This is a genomic window from Marinilactibacillus sp. 15R (assembly GCF_001895285.1).
In the GTDB taxonomy this organism is placed as follows: Bacteria; Bacillota; Bacilli; order Lactobacillales; family Carnobacteriaceae_A; genus Marinilactibacillus; species Marinilactibacillus piezotolerans.
This window is the reverse complement of sequence record NZ_CP017761.1, coordinates 502,227-516,565: the sequence shown is the minus strand read 5'-3', so window position 1 is coordinate 516,565 and position 14,339 is coordinate 502,227. Positions and strand designations below refer to the sequence as shown.

12 protein-coding genes are annotated in these 14,339 nt (G+C 34.8%); 8 read left to right on the top strand and 4 right to left on the bottom strand.

The annotated features are described in order from the left end of the window. Positions 1-123 precede the first annotated feature (123 nt). The 5 genes from BKP56_RS02550 to BKP56_RS02530 all read left to right on the top strand — a co-directional run bounded on the left by BKP56_RS02550 (position 124) and on the right by BKP56_RS02530 (position 6,686). On the top strand, positions 124-1,023 hold the full coding sequence (locus BKP56_RS02550) for a glycine betaine ABC transporter substrate-binding protein (protein ID WP_072693578.1): 900 nt from the start codon (positions 124-126) through the stop codon (positions 1,021-1,023). A 238-nt stretch (positions 1,024-1,261) separates the two neighbouring features. Then, positions 1,262-2,581, top strand: a complete 1,320-nt coding sequence (locus BKP56_RS02545) for an IS1380 family transposase (RefSeq protein WP_072693356.1) — start codon at positions 1,262-1,264, stop codon at positions 2,579-2,581. A gap of 396 nt (positions 2,582-2,977) precedes the next feature. Then, on the top strand, positions 2,978-3,865 hold the full coding sequence (locus BKP56_RS02540) for a glycine betaine ABC transporter substrate-binding protein (RefSeq protein ID WP_072693577.1): 888 nt from the start codon (positions 2,978-2,980) through the stop codon (positions 3,863-3,865). A 198-nt stretch (positions 3,866-4,063) separates the two neighbouring features. Beyond that, positions 4,064-5,617, top strand: coding sequence for a histidine kinase N-terminal 7TM domain-containing diguanylate cyclase (locus BKP56_RS02535; RefSeq protein WP_072693576.1), 1,554 nt, complete (start codon positions 4,064-4,066; stop codon positions 5,615-5,617). A 76-nt stretch (positions 5,618-5,693) separates the two neighbouring features. Then, positions 5,694-6,686: an ion channel gene (locus BKP56_RS02530; protein ID WP_072693575.1), complete on the top strand. Its 993-nt coding sequence runs from the start codon at positions 5,694-5,696 to the stop codon at positions 6,684-6,686. A gap of 52 nt (positions 6,687-6,738) precedes the next feature. On the opposite strand, the gene BKP56_RS02525 is transcribed toward BKP56_RS02530, so the two are convergent. Next, positions 6,739-7,692, bottom strand: a complete 954-nt coding sequence (locus BKP56_RS02525) for an alpha/beta hydrolase (protein WP_072693574.1) — start codon at positions 7,690-7,692, stop codon at positions 6,739-6,741. Between the two features lie 261 nt (positions 7,693-7,953). Then, on the bottom strand, positions 7,954-8,388 hold the full coding sequence (locus tag BKP56_RS02520; protein WP_072693573.1) for a YaiI/YqxD family protein: 435 nt from the start codon (positions 8,386-8,388) through the stop codon (positions 7,954-7,956). Between the two features lie 131 nt (positions 8,389-8,519). On the opposite strand from BKP56_RS02520, the gene BKP56_RS02515 reads away from it, so the two are divergent. Continuing rightward, positions 8,520-9,170, top strand: coding sequence for an HD domain-containing protein (locus tag BKP56_RS02515; RefSeq protein WP_072693572.1), 651 nt, complete (start codon positions 8,520-8,522; stop codon positions 9,168-9,170). 63 nt (positions 9,171-9,233) lie between these two features. On the opposite strand, the gene BKP56_RS02510 is transcribed toward BKP56_RS02515, so the two are convergent. Continuing rightward, on the bottom strand, positions 9,234-10,607 hold the full coding sequence (locus BKP56_RS02510) for a M20/M25/M40 family metallo-hydrolase (protein WP_198033974.1): 1,374 nt from the start codon (positions 10,605-10,607) through the stop codon (positions 9,234-9,236). 123 nt (positions 10,608-10,730) lie between these two features. After that, on the bottom strand, positions 10,731-11,735 hold the full coding sequence (locus tag BKP56_RS02505; protein WP_083540444.1) for a CPBP family intramembrane glutamic endopeptidase: 1,005 nt from the start codon (positions 11,733-11,735) through the stop codon (positions 10,731-10,733). Positions 11,736-11,842: 107 nt separating this feature from the next. Here BKP56_RS02505 and BKP56_RS02500 point away from each other — a divergent pair, with 107 nt between their 5' ends. Both BKP56_RS02500 and BKP56_RS02495 read left to right on the top strand, forming a co-directional pair. Further along, the gene (locus tag BKP56_RS02500; protein ID WP_072693570.1) at positions 11,843-12,631 is read left to right on the top strand and encodes an ABC transporter ATP-binding protein; all 789 of its coding nucleotides are present in this window, start codon (positions 11,843-11,845) and stop codon (positions 12,629-12,631) included. Then, the gene (locus tag BKP56_RS02495; RefSeq protein WP_072693569.1) at positions 12,621-14,306 is read left to right on the top strand and encodes a hypothetical protein; all 1,686 of its coding nucleotides are present in this window, start codon (positions 12,621-12,623) and stop codon (positions 14,304-14,306) included. Before BKP56_RS02500 ends, BKP56_RS02495 begins: the two co-directional genes overlap by 11 nt. Positions 14,307-14,339 lie beyond the last annotated feature (33 nt).

The following is a 14,339-nucleotide window of genomic DNA, read 5'->3' as shown; positions in this document are numbered from 1 at the left end:
AAGGGATAAGATGGTTTATTTTTTTTGAGAATTATACTCGAAATAAAATAAATACATACAATTATACTTTAGGGATTTTTGAATTAGCTAATAGATAGCAGCCAAATCATGAGGAGGAAAAGAATGACTTACCGTAAAACAATAGGAGCCATATCAATCGTATCAGGGGCTTTGTTACTTGCCGGATGTAGTAGTGAAGGCGGAGCAGAGGATACAGAAGAAGCCAATTTAGGAGAGCAAATGGATTACACCATCACTGGGATAGAACCTGGTGCAGGGCTCACAGGATTAGCTAGAGAATCTCTGGAAGTTTACGATAATTTAGAAGGATGGGAGCTGCAAGAAAGCTCTACAGCAGGAATGCTTACACAATTAGAACAAGCTATTCAAAATGAAGAACCGATAGTAGTAACAGGTTGGGCGCCGCATTGGATGTTTGAGAGATATGATTTGAAGATGCTAGAAGACCCAGAATTAGCACTTGGAGAAGAAGAACAGATTCATACTATTGCTAGAACTGGGTTAGAGAATGATCTACCAGATGCCTATGCTATTTTAGATGCGTTTAACTGGGAAGTAGAAGATATGCAAGAAGTTATGCTGGAGGCTCAAGATACACCATTTGAAGAAGTAGCAGCAGACTGGATTGAAGATAATCGTGATAAAGTAGATGAATGGGTAGCTGGTACGGAGCCGGTTAATGGAGAAGCAATACAATTAGTGTCGACTCCATGGGATTCAGAACGTGCTTCTGCTAATGTAATGAAATTAGTCTTGGAAGAACAAGGATACTCAGTAACGATTACAAGTGTGGATCCAGCTATCATATTTCAGTCGATTGCTACTGGAGAAGCAGACGCCAGTCTAGCTCCTTGGTTACCATCGACACATGGTGCTTTCATGGAAGAGTATGGAGAAGATATTGATGATCTTGGAGAAAATCTTGGTGGTGCGGTTAATGCGTTTACAGTCCCTGAATATATGGAAATAGATTCAATAGAAGATTTGCCTTCCAAAGATTAAAGGGAATAAGAGCATTTTTGAACCCAAAGATTAGTTATGTTATTCTATTTATAAATGGGTTTATTAATTCAATAATATTATCCTAGATAATTCATACTTTTGCTTGAATCGTGGAAACACTGCCTAATGGCAGGCACTATGATACTTTTATTGTTTCACCTGTTAAGTGATGAAAAAAGAACTCCATTCTGATATAGTAAAGGTGTCGAAACCAACCATAAGAAAAGGAGTTCTTCTAATGACTAGCTTACACAAAAAACAGATTAAATTCAATTCTAACATTACCATTTCGCATACAGGTGGACGCTTATCTAGTGATTCCGGTTTGGTCTTAGTTAAAGAACTAATGAATACCTTTGGTTTCTCTGATTTAGCTAAACGACTACTTCACTTAAAAGAAAATCGTGCTTACTTCATACATGATAATCTAGCAATTTTTGAGCAGCTTATTATGCAGCTAACGGCTGGTTATTCGACAGACTCTTCGGCTAATATATTAAGACATGATCCAGTATTTCAAGTTATTCTAGGTAGAAATCAGTTAGCCTCGCAATCGTCGCTTTCGCGATTTCTAGACCGTTTTTCAGAAGAGAACTTAGATCAGTTACAGTCATTAAATCAATCATTAATTGATAAAGCGCGTCTGATTCGTAATGATACCGAGTTGATCATTGATATTGATTCAACACACTCAGATACCTTTGGAAATCAAGAACAAACCGATTATAATGCCCACTATCAAACTTATGGATATCATCCTCTAGTTGCCTTTGATGGACTGACTGGAGATTTCTTAAAAGCTGAACTACGTTCAGGAAATCAATACACATCTAAAGGTGTAAAAGCTTTCATAGAACCTTTACTGCAGCATTATAATCACTCCTTACCGAATACCGACATACTCGTTCGTGGAGATAGTGGATTTGCAACACCAGAGGTGTATGAAGCTTGTGAAGCCAACAATAGCCACTATGTTATTCGTTTAAAGAACAATAAAAAAGTGAGTCAACTAGCTGAAAAATCAGTTCTATATGGTGAAAATCAGAAATGGGAAGAGAGAGAAGTGCAGTACTTTTCAGTACCTTATCAAGCTAAGTCATGGTCAAAACCTCGTCGTCTCTGCATTCGTTCTGTTCGAGAAGGAGGAGAACTCCTTTTTCAGCATACATTTATTGTGACAAACCTATCAAAAAATGTATCCCCTGAAGTCATATTCTCTCTTTATGCCAAACGTGGAACGATGGAAAACTTTATCAAAGAAGCGAAAGCAGGATTTTATTTTGATAAAACCGATAGTCCACGCTTCTTAGAAAATCATGTAAGGATGTTAATGAGTTTACTCGCTTATAACCTCATCAACTTTTTAAAGACGATTGGGTTTGATGAACGAGATAAAGGTCTGACTGTTCAATCCATACGACTGAAATTACTTAAAGTAGCCGGGAAACTTGTCCAAACAGGTAGGCAAGTCTATCTTAAACTGTCTAGTTATCACGTTTATCATAAAGAATTCTATGCTGTCTTCGACCGCCTGAGGCGGTCCCATTCATGGGTATAAACTAAGCGGATACTATTTATTTAAGAGAAAAGTTCCAAGGGATAAGTGTGCCCAAAATTATACAAAAGTAATTTTTGGGCACTTACAAAAATGAAAAGAGTCTTTAAAAAGATTGTTTTGGGCAAAAGTTATCAAAATAAATAAAGCGAGAATGATTTTTTTAAGAGATTTACTTAAAATACAGAGTTATGAATTATTCAGGATTATCTATATAGATAAATTGATTAAATATAAAAAAGCTGTTTAGTCAAATATAAGAATTAAAATAGTAATATTTTCGATATACTAAGGTAATTTACTTGTAAAAAATAATTAAATCAAGTAAAAAAGAATAGAGAGAAATTTTTCTGAATGTAGAATATTTTAAAACTTCATAAAAAGATAGGAGACAAAATAATGAAGAATAAACTAATCGGTTTAATAGCTGCAGGTTCAGTTTCTGCAGTTCTTGCGGGATGCAGCGATAACGGAACGACTGAAGAGGCAAACGTTGGAGAACAACTAGAGTATACGATAACAGGTATTGAGCCAGGAGCTGGGATTACTGGACAAGCAAGAGAAATGCTGGAATCTTATGATAATCTGGAAGGCTGGGAATTACAAGAGAGCTCGACAGGTGGAATGATGACTGAATTAGATCAGGCCATTCAAAATGAAGAACCAATCGTAGTAACTGGATGGACACCTCATTGGATGTTTGAAAGATATGATCTGAAAATGCTGGAAGACCCTGAACTTGCTTTTGGTGAAGGAGATGACATTCATACGATAGCACGTGAAGGTTTAGAACAAGATATGCCAGAAGCATATGCGATTTTAGACGCTTTTGAATGGTCTGTTGAAGAAATGCAAGTAGTCATTGATGAAGGTCAAGATATTGAAATGGAAGAAGCTGCAGCAAACTGGGTAGAAGAAAACCAAGATCAAGTTGATGGGTGGCTTGAAGGGGTAGATCCTGTAGATGGGCAACCAATCGATATCATTTCCGTACCTTGGGATTCAGAACGTGCATCTTCTAATGTAATACGTCTAGCGCTAGAACAACACGGATTTGATGTAACTGTAACAAATGTTGATCCTTCTATTCTGTTTCAGGCAGTTGGAAGTGGGGAAGCCGATGCGAGTGTAGCCCCGTGGTTGCCTAACACTCATGGCGCTTTTATGGATGAGTATGGTGACAGTATTGTGGACTTAGGACCTAATGCTGAAGGTACAATGAATGCCCTGGTTGTGCCAGCTTATATGGAAATAGATTCAATAGAAGATTTGCCAGCAGCAGAATAAGACACTATTTCCAAATAAATATTTTGATAAATCTGTAATTGAAAAGTGAGCATGTAAGTCCTTTAAAAAGGAATTTACTGCTCACTTTTTTACTACTATAATCAGAAATTTTGAATTAATTATTATAAAATAATTACAATTATTTTGAATAGTTATGCTATAGTTAAACTAAATAACAATTGTTTAGAGGTAGAGTATATGCATGCACAATTACTTGTTTACATATCAATAATCGCAATTTCTGGAGTATTCAATTTATACCTGTTTGCTTATGTTTTTCATAAAAGGCATTTTTATAAAAGCATTTCTACTTATTTTCTAGCTTATATTTTTGCAATCATAATTTACTGTTTTGGTTCTGTCTTCAGCTTAATGTCCACTAATATTATAGAATTGAAGTTCTGGACAGCAGTTATGTATCTGGGGTTGCCTTTTGCCTCACCTTTAGGGTTGCTTTTTGTTACAAAGTACTTAGCCATAAAGTTAAAACGAGGGTACATCATTTATATGCTTACTATTCCAACTATTAGTAGTATTTTAGTGGCAACCAACGATATGCACCATCTTTATTATAGGAGGCTTGAAATTGATCCAGTGTTGGGAGCTCCGTATTTTCTTCAAGAAATTGGTATCTGGTATTTAGTACAAGGTATTTTAACTTTTGGCTGTATGTTAGCAGCGTTTATATTACTGGCTTCTCATTATAAAGAAATGTCAGAGCAATATAAGCCTCAGATTATTGCATTAATGTTCGGACATTTAGTTCCTATGTTTACTGGCTTTATTTATCTTCTTGGCCTGACCCCTAGAGGAATTGATCCGGTTCCTATGGTTATATGGATATCAAGTCTGCTTTGTTTATGGGCAATCAATTCTTCGCAATTATTCAAGATTATGCCGGTTGCTAAAGATGTTATTTTTAATAGCATTAATGATGCGGTGATGGTCTTAGATGAATCATTGAGACTAGTTGAAATCAATCAAGCCTGCAAAATTCAATTTCCGGGGGTCAACCACTCGATACTTGGAACAAATATTAATAAAATATGGAATGATCTGTTCAATATCCCATTTACTCTAAAAATAGGAATTACTGAAGCATCCATTAAGTTAAATGAAGAAAAGGTCTACCAAGTTCGAATGTCTATGCTGGATCCGCTAAGAAATATAAATGGATACCTAGTTATTTTTACAGATATAACAGAAATCAAAAGACTGCAAGCTTTACTAGAATATCAGGCTTATTATGATGAACTCACACAAATCTATAATCGACGTGCCTTTTTGCAGCAATGTGAGCTGGATCTTGCTGACTCTCAAAAAAAAGGAGCGCCCTTTGCAATTGTGTTAATGGATGTGGATCATTTCAAAAAAGTTAATGATATTTATGGACACCACATAGGAGATCAGCTGCTTGAACACATAGTGACCATTTGTAAATTATATTTAACCAATGGAGAAGTCTTTGCAAGATATGGTGGAGAAGAATTTGTTTTTTCTCTTACTGACTATACGACTGCGAAAGCTGAAGCACTAGCTAATATGATACGTGATCATATTAAAAAAACACCTATGATCACTTCAGAAGGTGAGATTGGTATTACGCTTAGTTTAGGAATAGCTGAAGCAGAAAGAGGTGTGGGGGAGACAGTTTCCAGTTTATTAAATAAAGCTGATAAAGCTTTATACCAGGCAAAAAGAACGGGTAGAAATAAAGTAAACGTTTATTGTCAGGGAAATGTAGTAATTTAATTCATCTTGTTTGGAAAAATGACTCTATCAGAATAAGATAGAATTATGACAAGTTTAAAAAGGATGAATAACTAACATGAGATGGATATTTTACATTATTGGTTTTGCAATAATTTTACTTACTATAATTGACTTGGTATGGACTACTTTATGGGTAGATGGTGGAGCAGGTCCCTTATCCAAAAGAGTAGCAGAGACGCTTTGGAAAATTTTTGATAAACTTGGTAAAAAAAATAGTAAGTTCTATGATTTTACTGGACCAATTACATTGGTGAGTACATTATTATCCTGGTCGCTGATGATTTGGATAGGGTTTGCGCTCTTTTTTAATGGAGATGTAAATTCAATTACTAATACTTCCAATCCAGATGCTCCAGTTTTCTGGTATGAGCGATTTTATTTCACCGGATTTACACTTTTTACTTTAGGTATTGGGGATTATGCCCCTGCAATAGGATTCTGGCAGATCGTAACCACATTAAATTCAGCGGCTGGCATATTATTTTTGACTTTGTGTGCATCTTATATTATCTCCGTAGTAGATGCAGTGGTCCAAAAGCGTTCCTTGGCAACGAGTATAACAAGCTTAGGTATTAAAAGTACTGATATTATAGCAAAAACATGGAATGGTCAGGATTTTCACAATATAGACTTAGTATTAGTTGATATTTCATCAAAGATTAGTTCATTGACACAACAACATCATGCTTACCCACTGCTTCATTTTTATCATAGTAGAAAAGCTGATGAATCTGCTTCCGTGGCGATAGCCTCTCTAGAAGACACACTCACCATATTGCTTTATGGAATGAAGGAAGAAAATTTAGCTAATACATTACTTATCAAAAGTGCAAAATCCAGTATTGGAACGTATTTAGAATCTTTAACAGAGGCATTTGTGGATGCTGCTGATGAAGTACCGGATGTACCTGATTTTTCACCGTTAATTAAACAAGAGTTACCATTAGTTTCGGACCATGAACTAGAAATAATTTTTAAAGAGCATATAGAAGTTAGAAAAAAACTGTTAGGTGCGGTTCGAGTTGATCATCAAAAATGGCCGAAATAGGACGGATTATTTAAGAAAAGCTATGCTTCATTTTGAAGCACAGCTTTTTATTTTAAACTTGTGTGTCTACAGAGATATATTTTTTTAAAAAAGTTGAAACGACATGACGATATTTATCCTTATTCATTACATACGCGTATGCATGTTTAGCTCCAGGAACGATGTATAATTCTTTTGGAGAAGCATTTGCTTCGTATAAATCATACACCATACTTGTCGGAACGAAGTCATCATCTTCTCCATGAATGAACAATGTAGGGGTCTGATTTTTTTTGACTTGTTCCAGGGAACTTGCTTCTTCAAACCAATAGCCAGCTTTAAGTTTTGTAATCAAGCTAGTGATTTGAACGAGCGGAAACTTAGGTAATTTATACATTGTTTTTAGCTGATACGTGATTTCTTCTTCTACGGAGCTGAATCCGCAATCTTCAACAATAGCTTTAACTTGTTCCGGAAGCACTTCTCCACTAACGTTTAAAACAGTCGCGCCTCCCATGCTGATACCGAATAAAACTATTTCGCAATTTTCACCATATTTGTCAATGACCTGGTTAATCCATTGGAGATAATCCATGCGCTCGTGCCAACCGAACCCGATATAGTTACCGTCACTGGTACCATGACCTCTAGCATCAGCTACCAATATATTGAATTTCAGATCGTGAAACAGCTTTGCAAATGGGGCCATATCTCTTAAGCTGCCATTATACCCATGGGCAATTAGTGCTACTTTATTAGTTGCTTTTGGTGCCGGAATATAAATTCCATTAATTTTCAAACCATCTGTTGAGGTTATTTCAGTTATTTCACGTTCAACTTGGCTATACCATCTTTTTTCTTCTGCCCAAGGATCGTCTGGAGAGATTTGTTCATAATTGACCACTTCTAAAAAATCTTTTTCATTATTTGAAACAGCTGTTTTATAAAAGTAATGACCGGCTAAGGCTAAACCGCCTAAAGCTGCTCCAATTCCACCTAAAACGGATAATGCAAGTTTTTGTTTCATATATTCGGCTCCTAAACTTAAAAGTATTCTATCATATCGTATCATAAATTCTGTAAAAATAAGAATAGAACTATCATCAAAAAATGGGACAGTAATAAGCTTTTTTATAAATAAATGTTTGGCAAGTCAATAAAACTGATATTACTTAGAAGAACCAAATATTAGTAATGAATGATTTAAAAATAGTTAAAAATTACTGATTTTTTAGTCAAAAAATATACAGTAAAAGCAGCTTTATAATATTAAATTTACTATTTAATACTATAAGATTTCTCTGAATACTGCTCGGAATTTTTCTCGATCTTCTTGGGTAAAAGCTTTAGGACCTTTGGTGCGTTGACCATTTTTCCTTGCTATAGCACTTAAGTGTCTCGTCTGAAGCAGCTGATCAATATTGTCAGAAGAATACTGGAATCCTTTATGATGCAAAACAAGGCATCCTTTTGGTAACAATAAAGAAGCTAAACCATAGTCTTGTGTAATGACAATATCTCCAGTTTTTGCGAGCTGTACAATTTTGAAATCGGCTGAATCCGCGCCTTGTTCTACATAAACAGTTTCTACATATTCTGGATATTCTTGCAGAGAAAAATGAGCAATACTAGAGACGAGTACAACTGAAATATCTTTTCCTTGAACTTCCTCTATGACGATATCTTTTATGGGACTGGCATCTGCATCAATTAAAATTTTCATTGATAAATCCTTTCTATGAGCTTAGAAGACCTAGTTAAGGCTGCTACTAAGCAAATTACATCCATTTTTAACAGTGTAGCATAAAATGTGGTAGACTATTAGAAATAGTAGCATAGAAAGAAGGAATATATATGAATGAGGAAATCATTCTAAGTGCCGCTGAAATGGTTCGGGAAAAATTAAAAGATGAAGGTTCTGGACATGACTGGTTTCATATTGAACGTGTATGGAAAAATGCAATAAAAATCGGTCAGTCAGAAAAAGTAGACATGTTCGTTGTGCAATTAGCTGCTTTGATGCATGACTTGGCAGATGATAAAGTTGTTTCTAGCGAAGAAGATGGAATTTCTGAGATAAATTATTGGTTAGAAGGCGAAGGCGTGCCATCTGCGGTTACCGAGAAAGTATTGATGATTATTCAGAATATATCTTATAAAGGTGGAAATGGACAAAACTTGGAATCACTAGAAGCCAAAGTCGTGCAAGATGCAGACCGCCTGGATGCTATTGGTGCAATTGGAATTGCTAGAGCTTTTACGTATGCCGGCAGTAAGGGACAACCAATATTCGATCCGCGATATGAAGTACGTGAAGAAATGACGAAAGAAGAATATAGAAATGGAAAAACGAGCACAATCCATCATTTTTATGAAAAGTTGTTAAAGTTAAAAAACTTGATGAATACAGAAACTGCTATAAAAATGGCTCAAGAACGACATCAATTCATGGAACAATACTTGGAAGAATTCTTTAAAGAGTATATGTTAGAAGAAGATGAATAAATTGATGAAAAAAGGAAAACCTTTACCTCGGAGGGTATTGGTCTTCCTTTTTTGCTATTAAATTTAAATCTGTTCTCCTAAATGTAGTATCGCAACACAGGTTGTCTGAATGCCGTTTAAATATTCTTTAATACCAATATTTTCATTAGGTGCGTGATTATCTTCATCAACATTGGCATAAGGAACTGTCAATGAAGGGATTTTTAAAATATCTGTAAAAACATACATTGGACCTGTTCCACCAAGAGCAGGTAAGACGACGGGCAGTTTATTGTGAGAAATTTCAACTGCTCGAATAACTTTTTGGACGATATCTAAGTGCATAGGTGTTCTAGATGGTTTTACACCACCCAAATAATCTAAAGTGATTGTACTCGCTGAGTTAAAATGTTCTACGTGCTCTAAAATGTTTTGGAAAATCAAATCAGGGTCCTGATCGGCTGCTAGCCGCATATCGATTTTAACTTTAGCTTCACTAGGGATAATGGTTTTAGTTCCTTCACCAGTATAGCCACTTCCGAATCCAGCAATATTGAATGTAGGAGAGAGACAGAGTTTTTTATAATATTCTTCAGCAGGTATATCCATTTTGTGCATTCCTATTACTTGAGCAGTAGCTTCTGGATCAAAGGGTAAAGTGCGGATATGGTTTAACTCTTCCTCGGTAGGCGTTAAAATATCATTATAAAAATCTTTAATCAAAACTCGGCCCTTATCATCTACCATTGTACGAATTAGATTAATCAGATCCATTGCGGGATTTGGTGCTATATTTCCTTTATTTCCCGAATGATTGTCTTTGATAGCGCCCTGAGCTTTTAATTCAATATAAAGGAGCCCGCGATTTCCTAAAGTTACAGAAGGCTGATCTTTACCTTCCATGGGTCCATCGGCAGTGTAAGCAATATCAGCTGCAAGAAGTTCTTTATGATTTTCTATAAAAGGAGCAAGATTGATGCTGCCTTTTTCTTCTTCGCCTTCGAATAAAAATTTTACATTGATTGGTAATTTACCATAAAGATCTAGTAAAGACTTAACCGCTAATACATGGGCAATTAATTGACCTTTATTATCTCCCGTTCCACGACCGTAGATTTTCCCGTCGTGAATCGTTGGTTCAAATGGATCTGATTTCCATAACTCCAATGGTTCTGGAGGTTGTACGTCATAATGTCCATAAAATAATACAGTTAGTTTGTTGTCTGGATGTAAAACTTCTCCATATACAACAGGATATCCCTCAGTATCAAGAATCTTAGTATCAATTCCAGCATCTTTCATCATAGTAACTAACAAATCAGCACATTCTAAAACTCCCCTGTTTTGTGCACTGATACTTGGTTGACGAATAAGTTTAAATAGAGACTCCATATGAAACTCTTTTTCTTTATCCAGTTTCTCCCTGACTTTCATAAATTCAATCATTGATTCTTTCATTTTCATTCCCCCTTGGAATATAGTATACACAATTTTGGAATAATATACATAAAAATGTCGGATTTAAATAATAAAAATGTTTTCCTGGACTTTAAAAAGCTATGTAAGGATGCTAAAGCTAATTTAAAATTCTGGAAATTTTCTTTCATCTGGAATTGTTTCATGTGGAACTTTTGAAATATACTTTTCAAAATTATAAAGATAAGGGGTTTGCTCTTGGTTTAATTTTTTACTATAAAAAAGAAGACTTATAACAGCAACGAGGAAAAACATTACAAATAAAGTAGCATATATATTAATGTCATTAATTATATCTTGTTTAGGTAAAAACAATTCTGTATAGCCCCGTTCAAGTATTGCATTATTTGGAATCAGTGTAGGCAGAATAATAAAAAAGTTATAAAAAGAATGTACAAGAATTGGATAGATTATTTTTTTAGTTTTGATATAGATAACAGCACATAAAATCCCCATTAATAATTGCGGGAGTAATAATGAGCCAATATGAATCCCCATAAATAAAAGTGAACTGAACAAAACCCCTTTTACATTTCCATATTTTTCAGACCATTTATTCAATACGAACCCTCGAAAGAAAATTTCTTCTACTATCGGAGCTGCTATAACAGCTACTGGGAAATAATATAAGAGAGAAGGTCCTGTAGAATCTAAACCTTCAAAGTTCATATTCATAAAAGGAGTAATGAATTCGTCAGGGGAAATAAAAGAAATAATAATACGAAGGATAAAGAAAATAAAAAAGTAACCAGTCCCAGCAATAAGAAGAGTCAATATCCCTATAGGAATAAGCTTTTTCTTGTCCGGATGTCCTCGTCCTGTAATTGCTAAAGAAGAGATATTCTGTTTATCAATTTGACTTAGTGTAATTTTATAAATGAGGTAGTAAAGCGTTAACGAGCCAGTGAGACTAATAATTTCAGAATATTGAAATGGAAAAATGAACAAAAATATCCCACTGATAAGTTCAACTACAAGTGAAGTTAAAATAACTCTCCAGACGATCGACCAAATAGAGGCCTGCTTAAATGTTTCTTCCATGAATAAATGGATCCCTCCGATATTTATCAGATGTGTATATTTATTTAGTAATATTACTAAATGTATCATAGTTTGAACTTAGAATGTAGAGATATGTTATAGATTGTTTGAAGAATACTGTTTTAAAGAAACGTGTGTGATAAAATAGTTTTAATCATAGTCTTGGGGGTACATAGATGGAAACAATATTGGAAATGCGGGAAGTTAGAAAATCTTTTGGTGGAAACCATGTATTGAAAGGGGTGAACTTTTCAGTTCATCCAGGCGAAATCATTGGGTATATTGGCCCGAATGGAGCAGGGAAAAGTACAACAGTAAAAATCATTTTGGGAATGCTGCAGCAAGATGCAGGTGAAATCTTGCTGTTCGGACGATCTCTTTTAGATAGTGGAGATGAGTATAAAGCAAGAATTGGGTATGTACCAGAGAATGCAGAACTGTATGAGACGCTTTCTGCAGAAGAGTATTTATTATTTGTTGGTAGATTATATGGAATAGATGAACAGATCGTTCGTCAGAAAAGTTTATCAATGATGAGAATATTAGGCATTGATGCAGCATTTAAAAATCGATTATCTTCTTTTTCGAAAGGTATGCGTCAAAAGGTCTTGATTATTTCTAGCTTGTTACACAATCCAGATATCTTATTCTGGGATGAACCGCTGAATGGATTGGACGCAAATAGCGTTCAAATTGTTAAAGAAATTTTGTCAGAATTAAAAAAAGATGGAAAAACGATTTTTTATTCTTCTCATATTATGGATACCGTAGAAAAGTTAAGCGATCGAATCATTATCTTAAACGAAGGTATGGTGGTAGCGGATGGTCCATTTGAAGAACTCCAAAAAGATGCTGACGGAACCTTAGAGCAATTATTTAATCAACTAACAGGTTTCAATGAATATGCTGAACTGGCAGCTGATTTCGTTACAGCGATGAAAGGAGAGTCGCACTATGATGCGTAATATCTTTGGTAGAGAATCGAAAAGCAATACACCGTTCTTTATCAAAATATTAGAGTTCTTGGCACCAATGTACCGTGCTTTTGGTGTGGATTATCCTATTTTGAGAGTAATTGTTGAAACGAAAATGGTTATGGATAGTAGACAAGATAGTGTGATTCAAAATTCTGGATGGGGAAATAAGAAGAAAGACAATGAAGATAAAAATGCATTTTTTCAATCTTTGTGGATGTATGCCATATTCAGTTTGATTTTATTATTTGTGTTTGCAATTGATAACATTGTATTTCAATATACAATATTTTTCAGTTATATTTTTGTGATGCTGATATCAACATTAATTGCTAACTTCTCAACGATCTTATTAAATACAAAGGATCAAGTATTGATTGGAACGAGACCTGTTTCATCTAGAACGTTGAGTGCGGCGAAAGCGACACATGTTTTCATTTACCTTATTTCATTTGCTGCGGCGATAGCTGGACCAATAGTTATAGCAACCTTCTTTTTCCATGGAATACTAGCAGGTGTGCTGGCTTCCTTGTTAATCATAGTTGCCTCGTTATGGTGCCTATTACTGACAATTATTATTTATGCAACAGTACTAAAACGTTTCAACGGAGAAAAACTTAAAAACATTATTGCTTATAGTCAAATCGGTTTGTCAATTTTTACAATTATCGGTTATCAGATTATGAACCAGGTAATTCAAATTGTTGATCCTGAGGTACTGGCGATTGAACTCAATTTAGATTGGTGGCACGTAATCGTTTTTCCATTGTGGTTTGTAGCACCATTTGGAATGCTGCAGGATGGATGGTCTATTACTTATGGAATCTATATAGCATTTTTACTGTTGGGAACAATAGGGCTTGTAATGCTTTACCGGATTAATAATGATAAGTTAGAAAAAAATCTGCAAAAACTGGATAGCGGAGAAGTTGAAGAGGATAAACGGTCGTTATATGAAACAATTACGGGTAAATGGTTATCATGGGATAAAAGAGAAGTAGGGTACTATCATTTTGCTTGGCAACTAACAAAACATGAACGAGAATTTAAAACCAGGTTATATCCATCTCTTGCTAGTATTCTTATTTTTCCAGCTGTTCTTTTGTTTTCTTCTTTTAGATTTTCTGAAGGAGCAATAGAAGAATCCATTACTTTTATCTATATGCCTTATTTCACTATGTTGATGCTGCCGATGCTCACTGTGTCCTTACAATATTCTAAAAATTATAAAGGACGCTGGATATTTGAAACGAGTTCGGAAAATGATGAGGGAGTATTTCTTAGGGGAATGATCAAAGCTATGACTATGAAACTAGTTATTCCTATTTATGTATTATTATCAGCAATTGTGATTGTGATAACGGGATTTGAACTAATACCCGTTATTATAAATGGATTTTTATTAATTATTGCTCTTTTCTTTATTGAAGTGAAAAGAACAATTACTGACTATCCTTTTTCTCGCCAATATAATGCATCTGAAGCAAACCAAGGATGTCTAGCGACTGTTATCTTTTTCGGGATTGTAATTATCGCAACTCTATCAATGTTCTTGATACAAGAGTTTATTCCTTTAGGTTCCTATATTGCTTTAGTACTATTGCTAGCAGTAGATAGCTGGTTGCTTACCAAAGGTTTCAATAACACAAAATTTAACCACTTATAAAACTCAAAACAGCTATCCTCAAAGTTCTAGATG

Excerpts from the sequence above, each read along its gene's own strand:
- BKP56_RS02550 (WP_072693578.1), top strand. The coding sequence starts at position 124 with ATGACTTACCGTAAAACAATAGGAGCCATATCAATCGTATCAGGGGCT.
- BKP56_RS02540 (WP_072693577.1), top strand. The coding sequence starts at position 2,978 with ATGAAGAATAAACTAATCGGTTTAATAGCTGCAGGTTCAGTTTCTGCA.
- BKP56_RS02500 (WP_072693570.1), top strand. The coding sequence starts at position 11,843 with ATGGAAACAATATTGGAAATGCGGGAAGTTAGAAAATCTTTTGGTGGA.
- BKP56_RS02535 (WP_072693576.1), top strand. The coding sequence starts at position 4,064 with ATGCATGCACAATTACTTGTTTACATATCAATAATCGCAATTTCTGGA.
- BKP56_RS02505 (WP_083540444.1), bottom strand. The coding sequence starts at position 11,735 with ATGATACATTTAGTAATATTACTAAATAAATATACACATCTGATAAAT.
- BKP56_RS02510 (WP_198033974.1), bottom strand. The coding sequence starts at position 10,607 with ATGAAAGAATCAATGATTGAATTTATGAAAGTCAGGGAGAAACTGGAT.
- BKP56_RS02530 (WP_072693575.1), top strand. The coding sequence starts at position 5,694 with ATGAGATGGATATTTTACATTATTGGTTTTGCAATAATTTTACTTACT.
- BKP56_RS02495 (WP_072693569.1), top strand. The coding sequence starts at position 12,621 with ATGATGCGTAATATCTTTGGTAGAGAATCGAAAAGCAATACACCGTTC.
- BKP56_RS02545 (WP_072693356.1), top strand. The coding sequence starts at position 1,262 with ATGACTAGCTTACACAAAAAACAGATTAAATTCAATTCTAACATTACC.
- BKP56_RS02515 (WP_072693572.1), top strand. The coding sequence starts at position 8,520 with ATGAATGAGGAAATCATTCTAAGTGCCGCTGAAATGGTTCGGGAAAAA.
- BKP56_RS02520 (WP_072693573.1), bottom strand. The coding sequence starts at position 8,388 with ATGAAAATTTTAATTGATGCAGATGCCAGTCCCATAAAAGATATCGTC.
- BKP56_RS02525 (WP_072693574.1), bottom strand. The coding sequence starts at position 7,692 with ATGAAACAAAAACTTGCATTATCCGTTTTAGGTGGAATTGGAGCAGCT.